Below are 26,721 nucleotides of genomic sequence, written 5' to 3'. Positions count from 1 at the left end.
GGAACACCGAAGCAGCCCAAAGCAAGCGCCGCAGCATCGGTGGATTTGAGCTCTTCCAATAGGCGCGCGGGGCACAAAAAAGCCGCCCGCCGCGCAGGGTGCGGGCGGGCGGTATGATTTGCTCTTTGCCGGGGGCGTTAGCCCGCCGAGAGGGTGATTGCCGCTTCCAGCGCCGTTTGGTTGAGACCGGGCGCGGTGATATTGGCGACCTCGACCCCATCAAGGAACACCTGAGCGGAGTCTGCGGCGACCGTGGTGGTGACGGTCGGCGCGGTGCTGCCATCGGGGTAGAACAGCAAAAGCTGGTCTTCGGCGGGGTCAAAATCGGTCATGGTGACGCTGCTTGTGACCCAGGTGCCAAGGTAGAAATCATCGCTGCCTTCGCCCCCGGTGAGCGTGTCACCGCCCGCTGAAACAAGCTGGTCGTCGCCTGCGCCGCCATCAAGCGTGCTGCCACCGGACTCGCCGGCAAAGCCCGCTATTGCGGATGTGACGAGATCAGAGCCGAAGTCAGCGTCGTGCAGGGCGTCGGGATCGGATGAATCAAAGCCGATGGTGCCGTTGATCAGGATATCGTTGCCCGTATCACCCGAAAGGCTGTTGCCTGCGCCACTGTCGATCAGGGTGTCATTGGCGTTGCCCCCCGAAAGGGTATCGCTGCCTTCACCGCCGATCAGAACGTCATTCCAGCCGCCGCCATCAAGGGTGTCATCACCGGTGCCGCCAAAGATCACGTCTTTGCCGCCGCCGCCCGTGAGCGCATCATCGCCGCCCTGGCCGTAGAGAACATCATCCCATTCACCGCCGTCGAGGATATCGTCGCCGAGGCCACCATCAAGGAGGTCTTTGCCCGCGCCGCCAAGCAGCGTGTCATTACCGCTGCCGCCAATGAGCTCGTCAAAGCCAGTGCCGCCGGAGAGGGTATCGTGCCAATCACCGCCGTCGATGGTGTCATTGCCGTCGTCGCCGGAGATCACATCCATGCCGCCGCTGCCGAGCAGCGTGTCATCGCCTTCACCGCCGGAGATCTGGTCATCCCAATCGCCGCCGTCGATGGTGTCATCGCCGTCATTGCCCTCAAGGGTGTCTTTGCCGCCGCCGCCATCGATGGTGTCGTTCCCGGAGCCGCCGGAAATTGTATCGGGGCCAGCGCCGCCTTCAACGATGTCGTAGCCGCCGTTGCCCTCAATGGTATCGGCACCGTCGCCGCCATAGATCACATCATCCCAGTCGCCGCCGATCAGGGTATCATTTCCCTCACCGCCATCGAGAATGTCCTTGCCGGGACCGCCATCAAGCGTGTCATCGCCGGCCTCGCCATAAAGTTCATCAAAGCCGCCGTTGCCTGCGATCACATCATCGCCATCCCCGGCAAACAGCAGGTTGTTTGCATTGCCAAGTGATATGGTGTCATCGCCGTCGGTTGGAATATTGCTGGTGTCGGTTTGCTTATCGTCGTCGTCATCGTTGTGGTCTTCGATGATTGCCGCGATGGTCCCCACTGTCAGCAGTGCGGGAAGAATAAACATCCACATAGTTTTACCCCCAGGTACGCCGCCACTGCCGTGGCGGCTTATGTATGGGATAGAGGGTAACACCTGAACAGAGGTTAACAAAGTCTTAACAACAGAAAACAGTTTGTTTACGAGCCGTTGCCAATCTCTCCTTGCGGGGAATCCGGGGCGCGAAAGCTCTACCTAAACACGAAAAAGGGCCGCGCGGGGCGGCCCTTTGGGTCTGATTCGTGTGGTTGGCGCGTTGAGCGCCTAGCGGTCTTCCACTTCCACGTAGTCGCGGTAGGGGGCGCCGGTATAAAGCTGGCGCGGGCGACCGATTTTGTGCCCGGGATCGGAGAGCTGTTCTTTCCACTGGCTCACCCAGCCAACGGTGCGCGACAGCGCGAAGATCGGGGTGAACATGGAGGTGGGGAAGCCCATCGCCTCGAGGATGATGCCGGAATAGAAATCGACATTGGGGAAGAGCTTCTTGTCGGCGAAGTAGGGATCTTCGAGCGCCTGACGCTCAAGTTCCTTGGCGACTTGCAGCACCGGGTTGTTCTCGATCCCCATGAGATCAAGCACCTCATCGGCGGATTGCTTCATCACCTTGGCGCGCGGATCGAAGTTTTTGTAAACGCGGTGGCCAAAGCCCATGAGGCGGAAGGGGTCTTCCTTGTCCTTGGCGCGGGCGATGAACTCTGGGATGCGGTCAACCGAGCCGATTTCCTTGAGCATTTCAAGGCAGGCCTGGTTGGCACCACCGTGCGCAGGGCCCCAAAGGCAGGCCACGCCGGCCGCGATACAGGCAAAGGGGTTGGCCCCGGAAGATGACGCCAGCCGCACGGTGGAGGTGGAGGCGTTTTGCTCGTGATCGGCGTGTAGGGTGAAGATACGGTCCATCGCGCGGCTCAGGATCGGATCAACCTTATATTCCTCGGCAGGCACGGCGAAGCACATGTGCAGGAAGTTTTCGGCGTGGGTCAGATCGTTGCGCGGATAAACGAAGGGCTGGCCGATCGAATATTTGTAGGCCCATGCCGCGATGGTGGGCATCTTGGCGATCAGGCGGTGGGACGCAACCTCGCGTTGATGCGGATCGGAGATATCGGTGCTGTCGTGGTAGAAAGCGGCCATTGCGCCAACCACGCCCACCATGATCGCCATCGGGTGCGCATCCCGCCGGAAGCCCCGGAAGAAATACTGCATCTGCTCGTGGAGCATGGTGTGATTGGTGATTGTGCTCTCGAAGGTTTCGAGCTGTTCGGCGGAGGGCAGCTCGCCGTAGAGCAGCAGGTAACACACCTCAAGGTAGTGCGATTTTGACGCCAGTTGGTCAATTGGATAGCCGCGGTGCAGCAATTCACCTTTGTCACCGTCGATAAAGGTGATCGTGCTTTCGCAAGCGGCTGTCGAGGTGAAGCCCGGATCGTAGGTAAAGACATCGCCTTGAGCGTAAAGTTTGCGGATATCTACAACATCCGGACCACAGGTGGGCGAGTGGATCGGTAGCTCGATCTCTTTATCCGCAATGCTCAGTTTCGCTGTCTTGGAGGTATCCGCCATGAACGTCCCTTTCATATTTCATCCGTGCGCCGACCCTTTATGACAAAGGGCCTAGTGCCGGGTTTGAACCGTCATGCAAACAACATAGTTAGCGGTTGGCGAACCGATCTCAAGTTGCTGCGTCTTGCAGTCGTGCGAGCGTTTCCGCACGTCCAATAACCAACATCATATCAAACACACTGGGCGTGGCTGCCCGGCCAGCAAGAGCGGCGCGGAGCGGCCCGGCCAGCTTGCCGAACTTGGTGTCTTTTGCCTCTGCAAACTCATTCAGCGTTGCCTCCAGAGTTTCGCGGTTCCAGCTAGCATTTTGCAGGTGCGGCGTCAATTCGCCGAGCATACGACGGGATACATCATCAAGGTTTTTGGCCGCCTTTTCATCTGGAACGATAGGGCGGGAGGCCAGCACGAAGACGGCTTTTTCCAGCAGAACAGGCAGGGTGCGGGCCGATCCCTTGAGGCAATACATTGCCCGCAGCAGCCCGTCTTTTTGCGCTTCGCTCAGCTCTTCAGCCTCGATTGACGTGAGGTAGGCTTCGATCTCTCCCATCAGGGACATATTGTCCATCGCGGCAATGTGTTGTCCTGAAAGGTGATCGAGTTTCTTGAAATCAAACCGGGAGGCGGCCTTGTTGATCCCCTCAAGGTCAAACCACGCGCGCGCCTGAGCATCGGTGAAAAACTCATCATCGCCGTGGCTCCAGCCAAGCCGGGCGAGGTAGTTGCGCATCGCGGGGGCCGGGTAGCCCATTTGCTGGTATTCCTCCACCCCGGTTGCGCCGTGCCGCTTGGAGAGCTTCTTGCCATCGGGGCCAAGGATCAGCGGCACATGGGCATAAACCGGCAGGGGCCATCCCATCGCGTGATAGATGTGGCACTGGCGGGCGGCATTGTTGAGATGGTCGTCGCCGCGGATCACATGGGTGACGCCCATATCGTAATCATCCACCACCACGGCCAGCATGTAGGTGGGCGTGCCGTCGGAGCGCAGCAGGATCATGTCATCCAGCGTGCTGTTCTTGAAGGTCACATCGCCCTGCACAACATCATGGATCACCGTTTCGCCCTCACGCGGGGCCTTGAGGCGGATCACATGGGGCAGGTCGGGGAAGGTGGCGGGATCTGCGTCGCGCCAGGGGGATTGAAAGAGGGTTGATTTGCCCTCGGCCTTGGCAGCCTCGCGGAAGGCGGCGATCTCCTCCTGTGTGGCAAAGCATTTGTAGGCCTGCCCCTTGGCCAGCATTTCCAGCGCCACTTCGGCATGGCGCGGCGCGCGCTCGGCCTGGCTGACGGCATCGCCATCCCAATCCAGACCCAGCCAGCGCATCCCGCGATAGATCGCATCGGTCGCCTCGGGGGTAGAGCGGGCACGGTCTGTATCCTCGATCCGCAGCAGGAACTTGCCGCCCATCTTGCGGGCGAAGAGCCAGTTGAACAGCCCGGTGCGGGCGGTTCCGATGTGCATGTATCCGGTAGGAGATGGGGCGATTCGGGTAACCACCTCGCCTGCGTGCGCGTCCTCAACCATGGGAGCGTTAACCTTTTGTAAACCAAAGAGTGCCTTTGTTGCGAGGGTGTATGCAATCGGCTCAGGCAGGGCAAGGCTACCACTTTTGGGGAGGCTGGCGCTGCCGTTTCTCGCCCAAAGGGGGCACTTGCTGTTGTGGGCTCCGGTCTGTCTTGGGCTGGGGATCGGGCTGTATTTTGGCCTCCCGGTAGAGCCAACCGGCGGGCAGGTGACGATTGCCATGGCGGCGGCAGGGTTGGCCCTGGTGGCCGGGCTGCTGGCGGGTGAGCTCGCCGGGCCGGTGTTGCTGGGCCTTGCCCTGGTGCTTTGCGGGGGTAGTTTGGGCTGGGCGCGCACCGCATGGGTGGCGGTGCCGGTGCTGGATTTTCGCTACTACGGGCCGGTGGAAGGCCGGATCGTCGGGATGGACCGCTCGCAATCGGATGCGGTGCGCCTCACGCTCGACCGGGTTGCGCTGGGAGATATGTCGCCAAGCCGGGTGCCGCAGCTTGTGCGGGTGTCGCTGCATGGAGATCAGCGCTGGCTCACGCCCGAACCGGGGCAGATGGTGATGTTGACGGCGCATCTTTCGCCCCCTCCGGGGCCTGTGGAGCCGGGTGGATATGATTTTCGCCGCCAAGCTTGGTTTAAGCGGATCGGCGCGGTGGGCTACACCCGCGTGCCCGCCTTTGCCTTTGCGCCGGCTAAAGAGGGGCAGGCGGGCCTGGCGCTGTTTCGCACCCGCGTCACGCTTTCGGCGGCCATCCGGGAGGCGGTGCCGGGCCAGCCGGGGGCCTTTGCGGCGGCGATCCTCACCGGGGACCGCTCTGCCGTGTCAAAAGATGTGATGGAGGATTTGCGGGCATCAAACTTGGCGCATCTTCTGGCGATCTCGGGGCTGCATATGGGGCTGCTGACGGGGATCGTTTTTGCCGCGATCCGGGGCGGGATTGCGCTGGTGCCGCCGGTCGCGCTGCGGGTGGACGGGCGGCGAATTGCGGCGGTGGTGGCCCTTGTGGCCGGGGCGGGATACCTCGCCCTTTCGGGCGGCAATATCGCCACGGAACGCGCCTTCATCATGGTGGCGGTGATGCTGGGAGCGGTTTTGCTGGGGCGGCGGGCGATTTCGCTGCGGGCCGTTGCGATTGCGGCGCTCATCGTGCTTCTTCGCCGCCCGGAAGCGCTTATGGGGCCGGGGTTTCAGATGTCGTTCGCGGCAACAACCGCCTTGGTCGCGGTGTTTAACGGGCTTCGCGGACCCTCCGCCCACTGGGCCCGCTGGCCCGCCCCGGTGAAAGGCGCGCTGACGCTGGTGATTTCGTCCTTTGTTGCGGGCGCGGCGACGGCCCCCTTTGCAGCGGCGCATTTCAACCGGATCGCCGATTACGGGCTCATCGCTAACCTCACCTCGGTGCCGGTGATGGGCATGTGGGTGATGCCTTGGGCCGTAGCGGCGGGGGTTTTGGCACCGCTCGGGCTTTCATGGCTGGCGCTTGCGCCGATGAGCTGGGGCTGCCGCTGGATATTGGGCGTGGCGGACCGGGTGGCGAGCATGGGCGGCGCGCTCACATGGGTGCCCGATCCGGGGCCATGGGCACTGCCCATGCTGGCGATGGGAGGGCTGGTGGTGGCGCTATGGCGCGGGCCAACCCGCTGGATCGGCGTTTTGGGGGTTATGGCGGGGCTGGTGGTTTGGTCGGGGGCGGAGCGCCCGGCGATGCTGATTTCAGATCGTGGCGGCCTATTGGGGGTGATGACGGACGAGGGGCGCGGGCTTTCAAAAGCCAAGGGCGAGAGCTTTTCAGCGCAGGTTTGGCTGGAAAATGATGGCGACGGGGCTGACCAGCTTGCCGCTGCCGAAAGGCTGGCGGCGGGCGAGGATGGTGTAAGAGCATTCACCGTTGCGGGCGTGCCGGTGACGCATGTTTCGGGGCGCGGGGCCTCGGCCAAGGCGGCGGCGCTTTGCCGCGAAGGCCTGCTGATCACCAGTGTTGATCTTGATCCAGTGCCGCCCGGCCCCTGCGATCACTGGGGGCCGAAGCGAATGCGGGAGACGGGCGCTGTGGCCTTAACCAATGCAGGCACCCTTGTGACGGTTGCCGAAACCGCCGGGCGGCGCCCATGGACGCGCCCCTAACGTGGGCGCCTTGCCTCAGTAGGTGCGGATCAGGCCAACCAGACGGCCCTGCACTTTCACCTGATCATCGCGGAACACGCGGGTTTCATAGGCCGGGTTGGCGGCTTCAAGAGCGATGGAGTTGCCGCTTTGGCGAAAGCGCTTAAGCGTTGCTTCATGATCCTCAACCAGCGCCACGACAATATCGCCGTTGTCTGCGGTAGAGGTTTCACGGATCACCACGACATCGCCATCGTTGATGCCCGCCTCGATCATCGAATCACCTTTGACTTCAAGCGCGTAGTGATGACCTTTGCCAACCATGGCCCCGGGCACGGCGACCGTGTGGCTGACCTCGGAAATCGCCTCGATCGGGACACCGGCGGCGATCCGGCCCATGACGGGCAGTTCCATTGCATCCGCCGAAATCGCCATCGCCCCGGAGGGGGGCGGCGCATCGGGGCGGTCCCCATCAATCACCTTGGGGTTGAAGCCTGCGCGCGCGGCGTTCTCGCGCTCCATCGCTTCGGGAAGCTTGAGGATTTCGATGGCGCGTGCCTTATGCGCCAGCCGCCGTATGAAACCGCGCTCTTCAAGGGCCGTTATGAGCCGGTGAATGCCCGATTTCGAGCGCAGGTCCAGCGCTTCCTTCATCTCGTCAAACGACGGGGGCACGCCATCGCGGCGCATGCGGGCATCAATGAATTTCAGCAGATCGAGTTGCTTCTTCGTGAGCATGACTGGTCTCCCGTGCTCGGCCTCGTTTTGCCTATGTTCTGGCAAAGTTCTCGTTTTGTGTCAACCCGTTTCGCCAAATGTTCTTGGCTAAAGGTCAATCACCTCAACGACATCACCTGCTGAGCGCGGCCCATCGTCGACCGGGCGGACGACCAGTACATTGGCCTCGGCGAGGACCGACAGCAGGGAACTGTCCTGACGGTCAAACACCTCGACCGAGCCACCCGTGGCGCGCCCGCGCATGTAGTGCTCACGCGGGCCATTTGCCGGGAGGTCATGCGCCAAGGCAAGGTTGCGGCGCGGCGGCGGGGCCTCGCCCAAGTGGAGCATCTTGCGCAGCATCGGCAGGATGAAGATATGGCCGCAAATTATTGATGATACTGAGTTTCCCGGAAGGCCGGCCATAGCCATATCAAGCACGCGCCCAGCCATCAGCGGCTTGCCTGGGCGCATCGCGACCTTATAAAACGCGCGCTCCATGCCGAGATCGGCGGCGACATCGCCGACGAGATCATGGTCTCCCACCGAAGCGCCGCCGGTTGTGATCACAATGTCCGCGCCTCGGGCGAGATGGAACGCCTCTGTGAGGTTATCACGGGTATCACGCGCGATAGGCAGCAGGCGACAGTCGGCGCCCGCCGCCTCAAACATCGCGGTGAGGGCGAAGGAATTGGAGGCGATGATCTGATCGGGGCCGGGGGTTTCGCCCGGCATCACCAACTCATCGCCGGTGGCCATGACGGCCACGACGGGGCGGCGCACAACCTCCAGCGCGGCCGCGCCCATGGAGGCGGCGAGAGCGAGCAGATTGGGGGTGAGAACCTGGCCCGGCTCGATCCGGGCGTCGACGGCGAAATCACCCCCAGCGGGGCGGATATTGGTGCCGCGATCCAGCCGGTCGCCAAGGGTGATCACATCACCACTGCGGCTGACATCCTCTTGAATAATAACTCGATCTGCGCCTTCAGGCAGGGGGGCGCCGGTGAAAATGCGCACGGCTTCTCCGGTGCTGACGCGCACATCGGCGCGCCGCCCGGCCGCGCTTTCGGCGATCACCGTGAAGGTGGCCCCGGCGGCGACCTTACCGCAAACCGCGTAGCCATCCATGGCGGAGGCGGCGAAGGGCGGCTGCGGGCGCGTGGCGATGACGGGGCTGGCAAGGATACGGCCTGCCGCTTTGCGCAAAGGCACCGTCTCGGACGGCAGCGGAGAGACCAGCGCCAGCAGGCGCGTCTGCGCTTCGGTGACCGAGATCATGAGGCCTGGTAGCGGCCGGATTTGCCGCCATCTTTCAACAATACCCGCACGCCGCCGATTTCCATAGCCTTATCAACGGCTTTCAGCATGTCATACACGGTGAGCCCGGCCACGGATGCCGCTGTCAAAGCCTCCATCTCCACCCCGGTTTGCCCGGTGGTCTTGACGGTCGCGGCGATGCGCACGCCGGGCAGGCTTTCATCGGCTTCCAGCTCGACCGAGACCTTGGTGATTGGCAGCGGGTGACACAGCGGAATGAGCTCTGGCGTGCGCTTGGCGGCCATGATGCCGGCAAGCCGTGCAACGCCCAGAACATCGCCCTTTTTGGCGCTGCCTTCGAGAACCTTTTCAAGAGTTTGCGGCGCCATCTTCACCCACCCCTCGGCGACCGCAATGCGCGCGGTGACAGATTTGGCGGAGACGTCAACCATATGGGCTTGCCCGGCGTCATCAAAGTGGGAGAGAGCCATTGGTCAGCGTCCTGAGATGTAGGGGTTGGCGAGCAGATTGCGGGTGGCGGTGGCCACATCATCGGCGCGCATCAGGCTTTCGCCAATGAGGAAACAACGCGCGCCGTAGCGTGCCAGTTCGGCCAGATCGTCAGGCGTGGACAGGCCGCTTTCGGAGACGATGATCCGATCCGCTTGCACCAGGCGGGCAAGGCGCTTGGTGGTTTCAAGCGAGGTTTCAAAGCTGTGCAGATCGCGGTTGTTGATGCCGATCAGCTTTGAGTTCAACCGCATGGCGCGCTCAAGCTCGTCTTCGTTGTGCACCTCGATCAAGACATCCATGCCCATTTCAACCGAAGCGGCCTCAAGCTCGGCGGCTTGGGGATCATCGACGGCGGCCATGATGATGAGGATGCAATCGGCGCCCCAGGCGCGGGCCTCGGCCACCTGATAGGTGTCGAACATGAAATCCTTGCGCAGGGCAGGCAGGCTGGTGGCGTCCCGCGCTTGCGTCAGAAACTCTGGTGCGCCCTGAAAGCTGGGCCCGTCGGTCAGCACCGAAAGGCAGGCCGCGCCGCCGGCTTCATAGGCTTCGGCCAGCGCGGCTGGGTCAAAGTCATCCCGGATCAACCCCTTGGACGGGCTGGCCTTTTTAACCTCGGCGATGAGGCCATAGCCCTGGCGGTTTTTCTCCACCAGCGCGCTGATAAAACCGCGCGGCGGCGAAGCTTCGGCGGCGCGGGATTGCATGGCCTCTTCGGAAAGCTCGGCGCGGGCGGCGCTGATCTCTTCGAGTTTGTAGGCTTTGATCTTGTCCAGAATTGTTTCGGTCATGGGCAAATACCTATTGTGCGGGGCAGGGCGGGGCAATGGGAGAATTGGCCCCCGCGTTGGGCTTAGGTCGCGGATGTGATCCGCGAAAGGCCTTCAACCTTGGCGAGTGCGTGGCCCGCATCAATGCTCTCGGCGGCTATCTCGGCCGCTTCGGGCAGGCCGGAGGCCTTGCCAGCAATGACCAGAGCGGCGGCAGCGTTAAGCAAAACGGCATCGCGGTAGGCGTTTTTCTCACCGGCGAGCAGGGCGCGGAAGGCTTTGCCATTTTCTTCAGGGGTGCCGCCGAGGATGTCCTCAAACGGATGCTGAGGCAGGCCCGCGTCTTCGGGGTGGATCTCGCGCTCGGTGATGTGGCCATCCTGAAGGGCCGCGACCGAGGACGCGCCCGCGATGGAAAGCTCGTCGGTGCCGTCAGAGCCGTGCACGATCCAGGCCGCCTCACTGCCCAGACCAGAGAGAACCTTGGCCATGGGGAGGAGCCAATCCTTTGAAAAGACCCCGGTCAGCTGACGTTTGACCCCGGCAGGGTTGGTCAGCGGGCCAAGGATGTTGAACACGGTGCGGGTGCCAAGCTCGGCGCGGGTGGGGCCAACATGGGCCATGGCGGGGTGGTGCATGGGGGCCATCATGAAGCCGATGCCCACTTCGGCGAGCGCCTTTTCCACCACCTCTGGCCCAACCATCACCTCTATGCCCATCTGGCCAAGCGCATCGGCCGCCCCGGACCTGGACGAGAGGTTGCGATTGCCGTGTTTTGCAACGGGCACCCCGGCGCCGGCCACCACGAAGGCGGTGGCGGTGGAGATATTGAGCGTGCCCTTCCCATCACCGCCGGTGCCAACGATATCCATCGCTCCTGCGGGCGCTTTGACGGGCTTGCAGCGGGCAAGCATCACGGTGGCGGCAGCGGCGATTTCATCAACGGTTTCGCCACGGGTGCGCAGCGCCATCAGGAAGCCGCCGATCTGGGCGGGCGAGGCGGCCCCGTCAAACAGCGTGGCAAAGGCGGTTTCGGCCTCGGCAGGTGTGAGCGGACGGTCGGCAGCGGTGCCGATCAGGGGGCGCAAGGCATCGCTCATGCTTTTTCCTTCGCGGGGGTCATGGCCAAAAAGTTACGCAGCATCGCATGGCCGTGTTCAGAGCGGATGCTTTCGGGGTGAAACTGCACGCCCTCAATGGGCAGCTCGCGGTGGCGCAGGCCCATGATGGTGCCGTCTTCCAGTTCGGCAGAAATCTCAAGGGAGTCGGGCAGGCTTTCGCGCTCAACGATGAGGGAGTGGTAGCGGGTGGCCAGAAGCTCGCCCTCGGGAAGCCCGGCAAACACGCCGCGCCCGTCATGGCGGATGCGGCCCATCTTGCCATGCACGATCTCCGGCGCAGGCACCACCTTTCCGCCAAAGGCCTGCCCAATGGCCTGATGCCCAAGGCAAACCCCCATCAAAGGCGTGCGCGTTTCGGCAGCGGCGGCGACCATGGCAAGGCAAATCCCGGCCTCGGTGGGGGTGCAGGGGCCGGGAGACAGCAGGATCGAGGCGGGATTGAGCGCCATGGCGTCCTGCACGGTCAGCGCATCATTGCGGCGCACCTCCACCTCTGCGCCCTCCTCTCCGAGGTAATGCACGAGGTTATAGGTGAAGCTGTCATAGTTATCGATCAGAAGCAGCATTTGGGTTTCGCTTTCGGGAGTGCGTGAAGGGGGGTGAACCCCGGCGCGGTTGCCGCTATACTTGCCCGCAGCCCGCCGCCGGGGTCAAGCCCATCACTGGCTCAACACGCGGCGCGGCGTAACATGCGGGCAGGCCACGCCAAATGGTCAGCAAGCGATAACAGGCGAAAGGTCGGGCAAATGGGCAAAGGTCTCCTCTCTGGGGTCGCATGGGGTGCGCTGGTGGGCGTGGTTGGTTTGATGGGGGTGTCCTTGGTGGCACCGCTGCCAGAGGATATGGCGAAGGTTGATGCTGATATGCCTATGGCCAAAGGGCCTGAGGCAGGGAGCGTTGCGCCAGTGGAAATGGCCGATGAGCTTGGCGAAGAGGCGGGGGACGTGGCCGATAAGGGTGCGGATCGCGATGAGTCTGCCACCGCCGAAACGCCGGTTGCGGATACGCCGGGCGAGGTGGCTGTTGCTGAGGAGCCTGCTGGCGAATCTGTCGCGGCCGTGGAGCCGATGGAGCCTGAGACCACCGATCCAGAGATCGCTGAGAGCAAAAAGCCGGTAGAGCCCCCCGCACCGCAGGTGGCCGCCCCTCAGGAAACGGAGCAGCCGGACGCCGCTGAAGAAAACACAGCCGCCCTGCCGCCCGAAGTTCCCGCGAAAGTGACAGAGGGGCTGAACGCGCCCGAAGCGCCATCACTTGATGCGGAATTGCCGCGCATTGCCGGGGCGGATGCCCCCGAAAACATCGCCGCAACAGCCAGCCCACGCCCCGCCCCGCGCCCCGCGCGTGAGGGCGACAAGGCCCCCGACATTGCAACCAGCCCGTCGGTGCCAATCTCAACCCCCGAAACTGTGGGGGCAGAAGAGGCCGTTGCGGCAACCTCTGAGGCCGAAGACGCCGAGCGCGTGGATGGCGTGATGAGCCAAGCGGTCGCGGCCGTGAGCGAAGCCGCCGAGACAGCCAAGGCGCAGGGCGCCGAGGCGGTTGATGCGGTGAGCGGTGCCGAGGAGCAGGCCGTGGCGCAAAGCGCCGAGGCCCTCGCCGTGGTGAAGGACGCCGGTGAACAAGCCGTAAGCGAGGTGACCGAAGCCGTGAATGCGGTGACAGCTGATGCCTCGCAACGTGTCACCGGAACCGCGCCGGAGGCCGCTGAGGAGGTTGGCGAAAGCGCAGCGGCCGAGGCCGACCCAGCCGACGCCAACATTGTAAAAACCTTAGAGATCCTTGATGTGCCGGAGGCCGAAACGGTGGCCGAGGGAGAGCAAGTGGCGGTGTTGCAGCCCGAAGCCCAAAGCGGCTTGCCCGGTGCCGGTGCCCGCCCCACGCCAGAGGTCGCAACGCCGGTAGAGCCGGAAGTTTCGGCGCAGCCCAAGGTGCAAGACGCCCCCGAAGCCGCCACCACCCCTGAACCACAGCGCCCGGTGGCCGAAACCCCAGCCACCCCGGTGCGCCCCGCCAAGCCGGTTGACCGCACCCCGCGCCCGCCCGCGCAAAGTGGCGCCCCCGCCACTGAGCAATCCGCCGAGGCCAAGCCGCGCGCGCAAGGCAATGGCGCAACCTTGCCCGGCACACGCCCGCTGACCGAGCGCCAGCCGCGCACCGACCTGCCCAAAAGGCTGGCCCTGCAAGGCTCTGAGCGGCCCGGCCAATCGGGGAGTTTTGGCAAGCGCGTGGTGCCTTTGACCGAGCGCAACAAGGCCACGGGGCGGCTGCCAACCATCGAGGCCAGCGCCGAAACGCCAGAGCCAGGCGGCTCAGCCCAAATGGGCGCGCTGCTGCGCAATGCGGTGGCCTTTGATAACCCGCAGTCCATGCCGCTGTTCTCGGTCATCCTGATCGACGTGGGCGGGTTAGGGCTGGAGCGGGATGCGCTCACGACCTTGCCCTTCCCGGTGACATTTGCCATTGATCCCACCGCTCCCGATGCCGCCGAAGCCGCGCAACGCTACCGCGACGCGGGCTTTGAGGTGCTGCTGCTGCCTGCGGGCTTGCCAAGCGGGGCCACGCCGCAGGACCTGGAGACCACGCTGCAAACCTATTTCGACCGGTTCCCCAGCGCCTCTGGCCTGCTCGATACACCAACGGGCGGCATCCAGGGCAACCACGCGCTTTCGGGCCAGTTGCTTGATATCGCGGCAGATACCGGGCACGGTATGGTGTTTTATGACCAAGGGCTGAGCAGTGCCAAGCGCGAGGCCGACAAGGCCGGGCTGCCTGCTGCGCTGGTCTATCGTGAGCTTGACGCCGGGCAGGAACGCGCGCCGGTAATTACACGCTACCTTGATCGCGCCGCCTTTGAGGCGGGGCAAACGGGCGAGGTCGTCATGGTGGGCCATACCTATGCCGACACGGTCGCCGCCCTGTTTGCCTGGGCCGCAAGCCAGAAGGGCAGCCAGATGGCCATGGCCCCGATCTCGGCGGTATTGATGAAGTAAGGCAGGCTTTGCGGCGCTAGCCGGAAGCCTGCTGGCGTGCCGCGCCCTTAGCCGTTGCCCTTCATCACAAAGTGGCCTGCGTCTTCGGCGGCGGCTTTGATGGCTTTGGATTTGTTGACGGTTTCCTGCCATTCGGCCTCGGGGTCGCTGTCATGGACAACCCCGCCACCGGCCTGAACATAGAGGGTTTCGTCCTTCAGGACCGAGGTGCGCAGGGCGATGCACATATCCATGTCACCCGCGGCGGAAAAATAGCCAACGCCGCCGCCGTAGACACCGCGCTTTTCGGGCTCCAGCTCGTCGATGATCTCCATTGCCCGCACCTTGGGCGCACCGGACACGGTGCCTGCGGGCAGGCCTGCGAGCAGGGCCGAGAGCGCATCTTCGCCCGGCTTGATCTCGCCCACCACGTTGGAGACGATGTGCATGACGTGGCTGTAAAGCTCGACGTTGAATTCCTCGGTGGGATGTACGGTGCCGATCTTGGCGACACGGCCCACATCATTGCGGCCCAGATCGAGCAGCATCAGGTGCTCGGCGAGTTCCTTTTCGTCCGAGAGCAGTTCGGCCTCGAGCGCGCGATCTTCCTCTTCATTGGCCCCGCGTGGGCGGGTGCCTGCGATGGGGCGGATCGTGACCTCACCCTCGCGCAAACGCACGAGGATTTCGGGCGAGGCGCCGATCACCTGAAAGCCGCTGAAGTTGAAGAAAAACATGAACGGCGAGGGGTTGGTGCGCCGCAAGCTGCGGTAGAGCGAGAAGGGGGGCAGGGTGAAGGGCTGCGCCCAGCGTTGCGACGGGACGACTTGAAAGATATCGCCCGCGCGGATGTATGCCTTGGCCTTCTCGACGACAGATTTATAGCCCTCTTTGGTGAAGTTCGACACCGGCGCGGTGGGCGCTTCATTGGTGCTTTCCAGCGTGCGGCTTTCACCGGAGAGGCCGCGATCAAGGTCGCGCAGGGCGTCCATCACCCGCTCGGCGGCCTGCGCATAGGCGGCACGGGCCGAGAGGCCGGACTGGACATAAGCCGGGGACACCAGCGTGACCTCGCCCTTAACGCCATCGAGCACCGCCACCATGGTGGGGCGCATCATCACCGCATCGGGCAGGCCAAGAGGATCGGGGTTTACGTTGGGCAGATGCTCGACAAGGCGGATCATATCGTAGCCGAGGTAGCCAAACAGGCCCGCTGCGGCGGCGGGCAGGCCAGCGGGCAGGGTGATGCGGCTTTCGGCCAGCAGGCTGCGCAGGCTGTCAAGCGGCGCGGCGCTTTCGGCCTCCCAGGCTTGCGGATCAAACCGGGCTTGGCGATTGATCCGGGCCTTGTCCCCATCGCACTGCCAGATCAGATCGGGCTTGAGGCCAACGATAGAGTAGCGGCCCCGCACCTCGCCCCCGGTGACGCTTTCGAGCACAAAGCTGTCCTCGCGTGCGCCTGCCAGCTTGAGCATGAGCGACACGGGCGTATCAAGGTCCGCCGCGAGACGGGTGTAAACCACCTGATTTTCGCCTGCCTCATAGCCACGGGCGAAGGCCTCAAAGCTCGGTTCGATCCTGCTCATACGCTCTTATCCTCGGGTCAGGGCAGATTGGCTGAAATCTGGGCGTTGACCTGCGCAATCGCCGACAGGTCCATCTCGACCCCGGCCTTGTCAGCCAGGGTTGCGGCGAAGGCGTTGTAGATATCAACCGACAGGCTGCCAGCGGTTTGCTGGACAAGCAGTTGGCGCAGCATGGTCATGCGCTCATCATCCTCGGCGGGCGGGGCGATTTTGGTCAACTGCACCACGAAGGCATCTCCGAAGGCCTCAAACACCGCGTGCTCGCCTTCTTTCAGCTTGAAGGCCTCGACCACCAGCGCCGGGGGGGTGTTGTTGATGAAGCCGTCGCGGGTGATGCCCTCGGCCTCTTCCACCGGGAAGGCGCTCGCAGAGAGGGGGGCACCGGCCTCAAGCTGGGCGGCAAGCTCATTGGCTTTTTCCATCAGCAGCTTTTCGGTTTCTTCGGTCTCCCACCCGGCGATCACCTTGTTGCGCACCTCGTCGAGGGGCGCCAGCGTGGGCTCCAGCACCTCATCAAGGCGCATCGCAAAGATGCCGCCATCTTCGAGGCGACCAAGCTCGGGAAAGTCATCAGCGGTAATGGCAAGGGCTGACGCGCGGAACGCGTTGTAGGTGGCGGGGCCTTCGCCCATGCCATCCCAGAAATCAATCTGGCCAAGCTCAAGCTCGGTTTCGTCGGCGATTTCCTCAAGGGTGGCACCGCTGGCGAGCAGGTCTTCGATCTGCTCTTCCATATCGGCGATCACCCGGCGGGCGCGCTCTTGCTTCAGTTCTTCGGACAGCTCCGGCAGGGCTTCTTCAAAGCTGACGTTCCTGGCCGCGAGGATACCGTTCATGCGAAACAGCGCCGGGCCAAGATTGGTGGGGAAGGGGCCGACGACCTCGGGGCCATCAAGCGCGAACACCGCTTCACTCGCCTCATCGCCAAGCTCTTCGGCGGTGACTTCGCCCATGTCGATCTGTTCCAGCGTGAGGCCACGCGCCTCGACCAGATCCTGAAAGCTGGCCTCTTCGGCATCGAGCTTGGCGCGGGCTTCGGCGGCGGCTTCATCGGTGGAGAAGACCAGCCGCTCCACCAAACGCCGCTCAGGCTGCTGGAACTCGGCAGCGCGCCCATCATAGAGCTTGCGGGCGGCTTCCGTATCAATTTCGACGGTGTCGATCAGCAGCTCGGGCAGGATCCACGCATAGGTGATGCGCTTCATCTCGGGGGAGGTGAAATCGGGCGTGTTGCCTTGGTAATAGGTGGTCAGCTGCTCTTCGGACGGCTCTGGCAGCGGCTCGGTAAGGGCCTGCGGCGTGATCCGCACCCAGCGAAAGCTGCGGCGCTCGCCAAAGTAGGTCATCATCGTGTCGGTCTGAACGCGGGATTCGGGGAGGCCACCAATCACGGCGCCTTGCAGGATGGTGCGGGCGGTTTCCTTGCGGATGCCGGTCTCATATTCCTCAACGCTCATGCCGCGGCGCGACAGAGCTTCGCGGTAGCGGGCGGAATCAAACTTGCCATCGAGCGACTGAAAGGCGGGCGCGGCCTGCACTTGCTCGGCCACGGCGCGATCGCCCACCGAAAGGCCAAGCCGTGCGGCCTCGTTATCCATGGCGGCGGCGGCCACGAGCCGGCTGCGCACCTGGCTGATCAGCCCGCCTGCCTCGGCCTCAGCGATGCTCACCCGCTCGCCCGATTGGCGCTCGGCGGCCTGAATCTCGGCGACCAACTCGCGGTAATAGGTGTTTACCGTGATCGGTTCGTCGCCAACCTCACCGATCGTGCTGATCGACGCCCCGAAGTTGGCAATCCCAAAGCCCCCGAGGCTGAAGACGAGCAAGGCCATGAGGCCCCAAACGATGATGTTGCCAATGCTCTTGCCTTTTTTGCGCTCTGCCATGCCCTTGCCCTCTTGGGGTTTAATCAGTTGGCAATTCCTATCCGCGCGAGGCCGGAGGGGCAAGGGCGGGGGCGCTCACAGCTTGCTGAAATCGGGTGAGAATTGCGCAAGGCGGCTGGCAAGGGTGGCGATCCGGGGCGCATCGAGGTTGGCGAAGGCAAGGCGTAGGCCAGGGCTGGCAGACTCGGGCGGGGTAAAGAAGGTGCCGGGCAGGGTGAGGGCAGAGGCCCCGGTGATGAGGGCTTGGGCGATTTCATGGCTTGAGGCCTGAAACGGGTGCTCGACCCATGCAAAGAAGCCGCCAAGCCCCAAAAGCCGCCATCCGGCCGAGGCCAGTTCGGGCGCGGCGGCGCGCATTGCGGCTTGCCGGGTAAGCACCTCGGCCCGCTCGGAGGCGACCCATTGGCCAAGGTTCTGCAAGCCCCAGAGTGCGGCGATCTGGCCAAGCTGCGAAGGGCAGATGGTGACAGTGTCGATAAACTTCTCGACCTCGCCCAAACGTGCCGCCGAGCTGGCGATTGCCCCCACGCGGTGGCCGGTGAGGCGGTAGCTTTTGGAAAAACTGTAAAGGTGGATCAGCGTATCATCCCAATCAGGATCGGTGAAAAGGCTATGCGGCGCGCCGGTGGATGCGGCGAAATCGCGATAGGTTTCATCGATGATCAGCGCGATCCCATGGGTGCGGGCGAGGTCGCGGAAGGTGGCGATGAGGGGAGCGGGGTATTCGGCTCCCGTCGGGTTGTTTGGGGTGACCAGCACAATGGCGCGGGTACGCGGTGTGATCCGCGCCTTTGCTGCCTCGGGATCGGGCATGAGATGCGCGTCACAGGGCAGTGGCACGGTGTTGATGCCCGACATATCAAGCCACATTTTGTGATTGAAATACCAAGGGCTTGGCAGCAAAACTTCATCCCCCGGCGCGGCGAGGCTGGCAATTGCGGCGCAAAACGCCTGGTTGGCCCCGGAGGTGATGGCGACCTGCGCCGCGCTCACCGTGCCGCCATAGGTGGCGCAGATGTTGGCGGCCAAAGCCTCGCGCAGCGCCGGGAGCCCCAGATCGGGGCCGTAGCGGTGGGCGGCGGGGTTTTCCAGGGCGGCGCGGGCGATCACCTCGCGCAGCGCCTTGGGGGGTGGGCCGGAGGGGGCGGCTTGGCCCGCGTCGATCAGCGGGCGATCCTTGGGGAAGGTCACACCGCTCAGCCAGCCCCGCGCTTCCACCACTGGCGAGGCGAATGTGCGGGCGGTGGCGGGGCGCGGCAGGCTCATGCGGCGCAGAGGGGCGACAGGCCGGGAAGCAAGGCCATGTCAGTCCTTGCCGCGATAGGGCTCAACGTATTGCAGGGCCATATCCCACGGGAAGAAAATCCAGGTGTCCTGGCTGACCCCGGTGATGAAGGTGTGGACCATCGGCTCGCCCTGTGGCTTGGCATAAACGGTGGCGAAATGCGCATTTGGATACCGTTCGCGCACCAGTTCCAGCGTTTTGCCGGTGTCTACCAGATCGTCTACCACAAGAATGCCGGTGCCATCGCCCATGATCACCGGGTCGGGGCTTTTGAGCACCTCGGCCTCGCGCCGCTCATCGGCCTTGCCGCCGCCGGAGTGGTAGCTTTTGACCGAGATCGTATCGACGGTGCGGATATCAAGCTCGCGTGCCACGATCATTGCGGGGGCCATGCCGCCACGGGTGATCGCCACCACGGCTCGCCAGGCGCCATCGTCAGGGCCTTTGCCGTCAAGCCGCCACGCCAGCGCCCGGCTGTCGCGGTGGAGCTGGTCCCAGCTGATGTGAAAGCCTTTTTCGTGGGGGAGGCGATCGGCCATGGGGTGTCCCTTGTTGTTGTTACTTTGCCCCTAGATAGCCGCGCTCGAGCCCTGCCGTCGAGAGGGCAGAACGCGATTGATGGTCATGATGCGGGAATTGGTGTGATTCTCGCGGCGTAGGGTGTTTGCTGCGCCGATCATCGGGGCGGGCCGCTAAAGCAAAGGCGCGCCGAGCGGTTTGAGCGGAAAAGCGCCGGGCTTCAGGCGTCTTTGCGCCCTGTGACCACATCAATATCGGGCGCATCGACGGCTTTCATGCCAACGGCGTGATAGCCTGCATCCACATGGTGCACCTCGCCGGTCACGCCCGAGCCCAGATCGGACAGCAGGTAGAGCGCCGATTTGCCAACCTCATCCGTGGTGACATTGCGGCGCATCGGTGAGTTCAGCTCGTTCCACTTGAGGATATAGCGGAAATCGCCAATGCCCGAAGCGGCCAGCGTTTTGATCGGGCCGGCGGAGATGCCGTTCACCCGGATGCCGTCTTTGCCGAGGTCTTCGGCAAGGTAGCGCACCGAGGCCTCCAGCGCGGCCTTGGCCACGCCCATCACATTGTAATGCGGCATCACCTTTTCGGCGCCGTAATAGGTAAGCGTCAGGCAGGAGCCGCCGTCTTTCATCAGCTTCTCGGCCCGCGCAACGCAGGCGGTGAAGGAATACACCGAGATATCCATCGACACGCGGAAATTATCGCGGGAGGTGTCAACATACCGGCCCCGCAGTTCGCCTTTTTCGGAATAGCCGATGGCGTGAACGTAGAAATCGAGCTTGCCCCATTCCTTCTCGATCTGGGCAAAAGCGGCATCGACGCTGTCCATATCGCTGACATCGCAATCGGCCATCAAGGTGCAGCCAAGCGCCTCGGCCAGCGGCAGCACGCGCTTTTTGAACGCCTCGCCCTGATAGGTGAGCGCCAGTTCGGCCCCCGCCTCGGAACAGGCTTTCGCGATGCCCCATGCAATTGATTTGTCGTTCGCGAGGCCCATGATGAGCCCCCGCTTGCCTGCCATCAGATCCGATTTCATCTGGACCGCTCCTTCGCGCTGCCGTTGCACCATTTACGGCAGCGCAGGGCAGGGTTGCAAGCGGGCGACTTACCTGGCGCAAATGCAAAGCAAATTCGCAACAATATGGAGGATGCTCCGGAAGTATGATGTTATCTGCGGAGTCGTTTGCCTAACCAGCGTCATGACCCGGGGCGAACGTCGCCAATAGCAAGGAGTGATCCAATGTCTGATCGCACAGGTATTTTTGCCGGAGATGACCCTTTCGCCCTTGCGCGCAAGTGGCTGGAAGACGCAGGGGAAACCGAGCCGAATGATCCCAATGCCATCGCCTTGGCAACTGTCGATTCAGAGGGGTTGCCAAACACCCGGATGGTGTTGTTGAAGGAAATCGAAGATCATGGGTTCATCTTTTTTACGAACTGGGATAGCGCTAAGGGGAAAGAAGTAGAACGAAGCGGAAAGGCAGCTTTTGTTTGGCATGCCAAATCCCTGAGACGCCAGATTCGCGTGCGGGGAATTGCAGAACGGGAAGACGGCCCAAAGGCCGATGCGTACTTCGCTTCCCGCTCTTTGAAATCCAGGTTGGGAGCCTGGGCTTCACGGCAAAGCCAACCTTTGTCATCCCGCGCGACGCTCATATCCGAGGTCGCAGTGGTGACAGCAAAGAAAGGGAGAACCCCCGATCGCCCGCCGCATTGGGGCGGAATTCGGATCTTGCCACTCGAGATCGAATTTTGGGCAGATGGGGCTTTTCGCTTGCATGACCGGTTCAGGTGGACTCGTTCCAGCGTTACTGAACCGGATTGGCAGATACAGCGTTTGTATCCGTAACCCGGGGGGGGGCGGACAAGCGTGGTTTTAGGTGGTTGGGGATGCTCCATGTTGGAGCAGTTCGTTCGTTTGGCACGGCCATCCGAACGGATCACAAGGAAAAACACGCTGCGGACAAAGTATGGACGACAACGAACACAATAATGAAGACCTCCTCCAGAGGGTCAAGGGGCGCGTGAAGTGGTTTGATCCTGCAAAGGGGTTTGGCTTTGTGCTCGCTGATGAGGGTGGGCCTGATATCTTGCTCCACGCCAATGTGCTGCGCAATTTCGGCCAAAGCTCCATCGCTGACGGTGCGGGGATCGATATATCTGTGCAGGAAACGGCGCGCGGAGTGCAGGCCGTTGAGGTGCACAGCATCGAACCTCCTGAGCCCGGCGACACACCGCCACTGGATGACGTGGCCGCGCTTGACGCGGAAACGCTTGCAGCGCTTGCTATGGAGCCGGCACGGGTGAAATGGTTTGACAAGGGCAAGGGCTTTGGCTTTGCCAACGTCTTTGGCCGCCCGGAAGACATTTTCATTCACATTGAGGTGCTTCGCCGTTCTGGCCTTGCAGACCTGCAACCGGGCGAGGCAATCTGCCTGCGCGTGGTCGAGGGGCGGCGCGGACGGATGGCAACGCAGGTGCTCTCATGGGAAATGGCTCTAAAGGACGGGTAAGGCTGTCGACGGCTTTTGCACTGGCGCTCACGCTATGCGGCGGGCTGGCCAGCGTGGGAGGTGTGGCGCAGGCTGAGGTTTCAGCGCGTGCCTGCGACCCGTCCGAGGTTCGCCTGCGGGGCGATTTTGGCGAGCTGCGCTTTTCGGTGGAAATTGCCGATGACCCCGCCGAGCGCGCTCAGGGGCTTATGCACCGTGAGACCATGGCGCGCGGGGCGGGGATGCTGTTTATCTATGGGCGCGCCGGGCCTGCGGCTTTCTGGATGAAAAACACCCTGATCCCGCTGGATATGCTGTTTCTGGATGAGCAGGGCGTGGTGACGCGGGTGCATTCCAATGCGATCCCCCACGATGAAACCGCGATTCCCGGTGGGGATGCGGTGAAGGCGGTGCTTGAGATCAACGGCGGGCTGGCAAAGGCGCTGGGGATCACGCCGGGGGCTGAATTGCTGCATCCGGGCCTCGGGGAAAAGGCGGCATGGGCCTGCCCGATTGCGCCTAACTCAAATTGAGTTGCCGAATCCTCTTCCCATTCCAGCGCAAGGCGGGTAAACCGCGCGTCGTCGGGGCGTAGCGCAGCCTGGTAGCGCATCTGTTTTGGGAACAGAGGGTCGGGAGTTCGAATCTCTCCGCCCCGACCATTTACCACCACCAGCCGAATGATCTTCAGCTCTGCCCTTTGCGGTGGGGCTGGTGGCGTTTGGGCGAGCGATGGCCTGTGCCCGGTTCGCCTACACTTTGCCGGGGCTTCACTGGCGCTCGATGTTGGTACCGACGGGCGCGTTTCAGAATCATCCTCAGGGGCGTTTGTGCGCCGCACTCCCCATATATAGTGGTGTCACTGCGCCTAAATTTTGTGCGGATAGCGGAATGCAGGCCGTTGTGTGGGGTTGCCGCAGGGGAAGGGGCTATGAGGCTATGCCTGATGGCACCTATGAGGGCGTTGGCGGCTCCGAGTGGTACGAGGCTGTGCAAGGTGCGGCACAACATGGGGTTTCCATAGGCAGGTCTTTGCCGGTTTAATCAACATTTAGTATGACTTGCCCCAAACTCTACATTCTGTGGTGAGTTGCGTACAGCCTGTGAGTGAATCGTCTGCCGCCTTCGGCCGAATCGCGATGCCCTATCGGTCAAGTGTAAAGATTCCGTTTTGACCCGGTTTTTAGCGTTGACGCACGCCCCTCAGATGCGGTTTCTTGTATGGGCCGACCAAGCCGCCACAAGATGTAGGGGTGAGGGCGAGGCGGCAGGGGGCATAACCGGGAAACCGGTGCCAGACAAAGGCCAGCAAGGCCCGATCGGGGACACACCGGTGCCATGTGCATCAGCCCACCTGCCATCCGCCATCGCAAACCGCATCGGCCCCGCGCGCATACGGGGAAACACGAGCGGTGCGTCGCACAAGGGACGGGTTCACGAACCCAGGACATGCAGAAAACTCGACAGGCCGTAGCTGTGCCTGACGCGTGCGGGTGGCTTCACCCGGCGGTCTCCCCTTTGCGGCCACACGGCACTGGACGCGTAGGTGGATGAGGCCACCGACCGGGGATGCAACCAAATGAGGTGCCGCAAAAGGCACCACGCGATTAAAGAGGCACGGAAATAATGAAAATCGAACGCAAGTTCACCTCCGCTGAAGGCTCTGCATATGATGCACTGCCGTTTACCAAAACCAGCTCGGAGATCCGCAATCCCGACGGCTCGGTCGTGTTTCAACTCAAGGACATGGAAGTCCCGGCGGACTGGAGCCAGGTTGCCTCTGACGTTATCGCGCAAAAGTATTTCCGAAAAGCTGGGGTTCCGGCCGCACTGAAGAAGGTCAAGGAAAAGGGCATGCCCGAGTTCCTGTGGCGCTCGGTGCCCGACGAAGCCGCGCTGGAAAAGCTCCCCAAGGGAGAGCGGTTTGGCGGCGAAACCTCGGCACGCCAGGTCTTTGACCGCCTTGCAGGGGCGTGGACCTACTGGGGCTGGAAAGGCGGCTACTTTTCCACCGAAGCCGACGCGCGCGCCTACTTTGACGAAATGCGCTTCATGTTGGCCACGCAGAAGGCCGCGCCGAACAGCCCGCAGTGGTTTAACACCGGCCTGCACTGGGCTTATGGCATCGATGGCCCGGCGCAGGGCCACCACTATGTGGATTACAAAACCGGCAAGCTCACCAAGTCCAAAAGCTCCTATGAGCACCCGCAGCCCCATGCCTGCTTCATCCAGTCGGTCGGCGACGATCTGGTGAATGACGGCGGCATCATGGACCTTTGGGTGCGTGAGGCACGGCTGTTCAAGTATGGCTCGGGCACCGGCACCAACTTCTCCAGCCTGCGGGCCGCGGGAGAGAACCTTTCGGGCGGGGGGCGCTCCTCGGGGCTGATGGGTTTCCTCAAAATTGGTGATCGGGCGGCGGGCGCGATCAAATCGGGCGGCACCACCCGGCGTGCAGCCAAGATGGTGATCGTGGATGCCGATCACCCCGATATCGAGGAATACGTTAACTGGAAGGTCAAGGAAGAGCAGAAGGTGGCCTCGCTGGTCGCAGGCTCCAAGATGCACGAAGAGAAGCTCAACGCGATCTTCGCCGCCATCAAGGCCTTTGACGGCTCCGAAGAGGGCGCCTATGACCCCAACGCGAACGACACGCTGAAAGCCGCCGTCAAGGACGCGAAAAAGAGCCGCATCCCCGAGACTTACATCAAGCGCGTGCTCGATTATGCGCGCCAGGGCTATAGCTCGATCGAGTTCCCGACCTATGACACCGACTGGGACAGCGAAGCCTACGCCACCGTTTCGGGCCAGAACTCCAACAACTCGGTGCGCGTCACCGATGCCTTCCTGAAGGCCGTCAAGGAAGACCTGCCCTGGGAGCTGATCAACCGCACCGATGGCTCGGTGGCCAAGGAAATCAGCGCGCGGGAACTCTGGGAAGATATTGGCCACGCCGCATGGTCCTGCGCCGATCCCGGCATCCAGTACCACGACACCGTCAACGCCTGGCACACCTGCCCGGAAGATGGCGCGATCCGGGGCTCCAATCCCTGCTCGGAATACATGTTCCTTGACGATACCGCCTGTAACCTCGCCTCGATGAACCTGCTGACCTTCCTCAAGGATGGCGTGTTTCAGGCCGAGGATTACATCCACGCCACGCGCCTTTGGACCGTGACGCTGGAAATCTCGGTGATGATGGCGCAGTTCCCCTCCAGGGAGATCGCGCAAAGGTCCTATGATTTCCGCACCCTGGGCCTTGGCTACGCCAATATCGGCGGCCTGCTGATGAACATGGGCTTTGGCTATGACAGCGACGAAGGCCGCGCCCTTTGCGGCGCCCTGAGTGCCATCATGACGGGCGTGTCCTATGCCACCTCTGCCGAAATGGCCGGTGAGCTTGGCGCCTTCCCCGGCTATGAGCGCAACAGCGCGCATATGCTGCGGGTGATGCGCAACCACCGCCGCGCGGCGATGGGCGAGACCGAGGGCTATGAGGCGATGAACGTCGCCCCGGTGGCGCTGGATGATGCCAACTGCCCCGACCAGACGCTGATCAAACTGGCGCGGCAATCCTGGGACGAAGCGCTGGAGCTGGGCGAGAAGCACGGCTACCGCAACGCGCAGGTTTCGGTGATTGCCCCGACCGGCACCATTGGCCTTGTGATGGACTGCGACACCACCGGAATCGAGCCGGACTTCGCCCTGGTGAAGTTCAAGAAGCTCGCCGGGGGCGGTTACTTCAAAATCATTAACCGGTCGGTCCCTGCGGCCCTGTCGAACCTCGGCTACCGGGACTCGGAGATCGGCGAGATCATCTCCTATGCGGTGGGCCATGGCTCGCTTGGCAATGCGCCCGGCATTAACCATACCTCGCTTGTTGGCCACGGCTTTGGCCAGGCCGAGATCGACAAGGTCGAAGCGGCGCTTCCTTCTGCTTTCGACATCCGCTTCGTGTTCAACCAGTGGACCCTTGGCGAAGAGTTCTGCACCGAAGTTCTCGGCATCCCCGCCGAAAAGCTTAACGATGCGTCCTTTGATCTGCTCTCCTCGCTCGGCTTCACCAAGGCCCAGATCGAAGCCGCCAATGACCACGTTTGCGGCACCATGACGCTGGAAGGCGCGCCGCATCTGAAGGAAGAGCACTACAGCGTGTTCGATTGCGCCAACGCCTGCGGCAAGAAGGGCAAGCGCTTCCTGTCGGTCAACAGCCACATTGATATGATGGCCGCCGCTCAAAGCTTTATCTCAGGGGCGATTTCAAAAACCATCAACATGCCGAACGATGCCTCGATCGAAGATTGCCAGGCCGCATATGAGCGCAGCTGGCGCAAGGGGATCAAGGCCAACGCGCTTTACCGCGACGGCTCGAAGCTGAGCCAGCCGCTGGCCTCCGCGCTGGTCGAAGACGACGAGGACGCACAGGAAGCCCTTGAAAGCGGTTCGACCCATGAAAAGGCAACGGTTCTGGCCGAAAAGATCATCGAGAAGGTGATCATCAAGGAAGTGACGAAACACCAGCGTGACAAGATGCCGGAGCGCCGCAAGGGTTATACCCAGAAGGCGATTGTCGGCGGGCACAAGGTGTATCTGCGCACCGGCGAATATGCCGATGGCAACCTTGGCGAGATCTTCATCGACATGCACAAGGAAGGCGCGGGCTTCCGGGCGATGATGAACAACTTCGCCATCGCGGTTTCGGTGGGCCTGCAATACGGCGTGCCGCTTGAAGAGTTCGTCGATGCCTTCACCTTCACCAAGTTCGAGCCGGCTGGCATGGTGCAGGGCAACGACAGCATCAAGAATGCCACCTCGATCCTGGATTACATCTTCCGCGAGCTTGCGGTGAGTTACCTTGATCGCACCGATCTGGCCCATGTAAAGCCCCAGGGCGCTTCGTTTGATGACCTCG

Annotated in this window: 20 protein-coding genes and 1 tRNA gene; 7 read left to right on the top strand and 14 right to left on the bottom strand. The window is 62.8% G+C overall.

Annotated features, from left to right (window positions below):
* Nucleotides 1–137: 137 nt before the first annotated feature.
* The 3 genes from P1U55_RS12570 to gltX form a co-directional block, all read right to left on the bottom strand.
* Nucleotides 138–1,535, bottom strand: coding sequence for a calcium-binding protein (locus P1U55_RS12570; RefSeq protein WP_301047965.1), 1,398 nt, complete (start codon nucleotides 1,533–1,535; stop codon nucleotides 138–140).
* 231 nt (nucleotides 1,536–1,766) lie between these two features.
* The gene (gene gltA / locus P1U55_RS12565) at nucleotides 1,767–3,062 is read right to left on the bottom strand and encodes a citrate synthase (protein WP_301047966.1); all 1,296 of its coding nucleotides are present in this window, start codon (nucleotides 3,060–3,062) and stop codon (nucleotides 1,767–1,769) included.
* A 109-nt stretch (nucleotides 3,063–3,171) separates the two neighbouring features.
* Nucleotides 3,172–4,587 carry a glutamate--tRNA ligase gene (gltX, locus tag P1U55_RS12560; protein ID WP_301047964.1) on the bottom strand — a complete coding sequence of 472 codons (1,416 nt, stop codon included), beginning with the start codon at nucleotides 4,585–4,587 and terminating at the stop codon, nucleotides 3,172–3,174.
* A 133-nt stretch (nucleotides 4,588–4,720) separates the two neighbouring features.
* Here gltX and P1U55_RS12555 point away from each other — a divergent pair, with 133 nt between their 5' ends.
* Nucleotides 4,721–6,703, top strand: coding sequence for a ComEC/Rec2 family competence protein (locus P1U55_RS12555; RefSeq protein WP_301047963.1), 1,983 nt, complete (start codon nucleotides 4,721–4,723; stop codon nucleotides 6,701–6,703).
* A gap of 15 nt (nucleotides 6,704–6,718) precedes the next feature.
* Here P1U55_RS12555 and lexA read toward each other — a convergent pair whose 3' ends face one another.
* The 6 genes from lexA to P1U55_RS12525 all read right to left on the bottom strand — a co-directional run bounded on the left by lexA (nucleotide 6,719) and on the right by P1U55_RS12525 (nucleotide 11,626).
* Nucleotides 6,719–7,420 (bottom strand): transcriptional repressor LexA, encoded by a 702-nt coding sequence (lexA, locus tag P1U55_RS12550; RefSeq protein WP_301047962.1) that lies wholly within the window; start codon nucleotides 7,418–7,420, stop codon nucleotides 6,719–6,721.
* 87 nt (nucleotides 7,421–7,507) lie between these two features.
* A complete protein-coding gene (glp, locus tag P1U55_RS12545; RefSeq protein WP_301047961.1) occupies nucleotides 7,508–8,677 on the bottom strand; it encodes a gephyrin-like molybdotransferase Glp in 1,170 nt (389 codons plus the stop codon).
* Nucleotides 8,674–9,147, bottom strand: a complete 474-nt coding sequence (gene moaC, locus P1U55_RS12540) for a cyclic pyranopterin monophosphate synthase MoaC (protein ID WP_301047960.1) — start codon at nucleotides 9,145–9,147, stop codon at nucleotides 8,674–8,676. Before moaC ends, glp begins: the two co-directional genes overlap by 4 nt.
* A gap of 3 nt (nucleotides 9,148–9,150) precedes the next feature.
* On the bottom strand, nucleotides 9,151–9,960 hold the full coding sequence (trpC, locus tag P1U55_RS12535; protein WP_301047959.1) for an indole-3-glycerol phosphate synthase TrpC: 810 nt from the start codon (nucleotides 9,958–9,960) through the stop codon (nucleotides 9,151–9,153).
* A gap of 62 nt (nucleotides 9,961–10,022) precedes the next feature.
* A complete protein-coding gene (gene trpD, locus P1U55_RS12530) occupies nucleotides 10,023–11,039 on the bottom strand; it encodes an anthranilate phosphoribosyltransferase (RefSeq protein ID WP_301047958.1) in 1,017 nt (338 codons plus the stop codon).
* Entirely contained in the window at nucleotides 11,036–11,626 is a 591-nt protein-coding gene (locus tag P1U55_RS12525) for an aminodeoxychorismate/anthranilate synthase component II (protein WP_301047957.1), read from the bottom strand. The genes trpD and P1U55_RS12525 overlap by 4 nt, the downstream gene beginning before the upstream one ends.
* Nucleotides 11,627–11,806: 180 nt before the next feature.
* Here P1U55_RS12525 and P1U55_RS12520 point away from each other — a divergent pair, with 180 nt between their 5' ends.
* Nucleotides 11,807–14,053, top strand: a complete 2,247-nt coding sequence (locus tag P1U55_RS12520; RefSeq protein WP_301047956.1) for a divergent polysaccharide deacetylase family protein — start codon at nucleotides 11,807–11,809, stop codon at nucleotides 14,051–14,053.
* A gap of 47 nt (nucleotides 14,054–14,100) precedes the next feature.
* Here P1U55_RS12520 and trpE read toward each other — a convergent pair whose 3' ends face one another.
* The 5 genes from trpE to fabI form a co-directional block, all read right to left on the bottom strand.
* Nucleotides 14,101–15,618, bottom strand: coding sequence for an anthranilate synthase component I (gene trpE / locus P1U55_RS12515; protein ID WP_301047955.1), 1,518 nt, complete (start codon nucleotides 15,616–15,618; stop codon nucleotides 14,101–14,103).
* A 17-nt stretch (nucleotides 15,619–15,635) separates the two neighbouring features.
* The gene (locus P1U55_RS12510) at nucleotides 15,636–17,504 is read right to left on the bottom strand and encodes a SurA N-terminal domain-containing protein (protein WP_301047954.1); all 1,869 of its coding nucleotides are present in this window, start codon (nucleotides 17,502–17,504) and stop codon (nucleotides 15,636–15,638) included.
* A 75-nt stretch (nucleotides 17,505–17,579) separates the two neighbouring features.
* Nucleotides 17,580–18,770, bottom strand: a complete 1,191-nt coding sequence (locus P1U55_RS12505) for an aminotransferase (RefSeq protein WP_301047953.1) — start codon at nucleotides 18,768–18,770, stop codon at nucleotides 17,580–17,582.
* A gap of 39 nt (nucleotides 18,771–18,809) precedes the next feature.
* On the bottom strand, nucleotides 18,810–19,328 hold the full coding sequence (gene gpt / locus P1U55_RS12500; RefSeq protein WP_301047952.1) for a xanthine phosphoribosyltransferase: 519 nt from the start codon (nucleotides 19,326–19,328) through the stop codon (nucleotides 18,810–18,812).
* Nucleotides 19,329–19,528: 200 nt separating this feature from the next.
* On the bottom strand, nucleotides 19,529–20,353 hold the full coding sequence (gene fabI / locus P1U55_RS12495; protein ID WP_301047951.1) for an enoyl-ACP reductase FabI: 825 nt from the start codon (nucleotides 20,351–20,353) through the stop codon (nucleotides 19,529–19,531).
* 204 nt (nucleotides 20,354–20,557) lie between these two features.
* Between fabI and pdxH the strand changes: the two genes are divergently transcribed.
* From pdxH to P1U55_RS12470, 5 genes are all read left to right on the top strand, one after another.
* Nucleotides 20,558–21,166, top strand: a complete 609-nt coding sequence (gene pdxH, locus P1U55_RS12490; protein ID WP_301047950.1) for a pyridoxamine 5'-phosphate oxidase — start codon at nucleotides 20,558–20,560, stop codon at nucleotides 21,164–21,166.
* A 121-nt stretch (nucleotides 21,167–21,287) separates the two neighbouring features.
* On the top strand, nucleotides 21,288–21,830 hold the full coding sequence (locus P1U55_RS12485) for a cold-shock protein (protein ID WP_301047949.1): 543 nt from the start codon (nucleotides 21,288–21,290) through the stop codon (nucleotides 21,828–21,830).
* The gene (locus tag P1U55_RS12480; protein ID WP_301047948.1) at nucleotides 21,803–22,342 is read left to right on the top strand and encodes a DUF192 domain-containing protein; all 540 of its coding nucleotides are present in this window, start codon (nucleotides 21,803–21,805) and stop codon (nucleotides 22,340–22,342) included. Before P1U55_RS12485 ends, P1U55_RS12480 begins: the two co-directional genes overlap by 28 nt.
* A 52-nt stretch (nucleotides 22,343–22,394) precedes the next feature.
* A tRNA-Pro gene (locus tag P1U55_RS12475) sits at nucleotides 22,395–22,471 on the top strand.
* Nucleotides 22,472–23,435: 964 nt separating this feature from the next.
* On the top strand, nucleotides 23,436–26,721 hold a 3,286-nt coding region (locus tag P1U55_RS12470; protein WP_301047947.1), incomplete at its 3' end, for a vitamin B12-dependent ribonucleotide reductase.

The organism is Vannielia sp., assembly GCF_029212645.1.
Classification (GTDB): Bacteria; Pseudomonadota; Alphaproteobacteria; order Rhodobacterales; family Rhodobacteraceae; genus Vannielia.
This window is presented reverse-complemented; position numbering and strand designations above follow the sequence as displayed.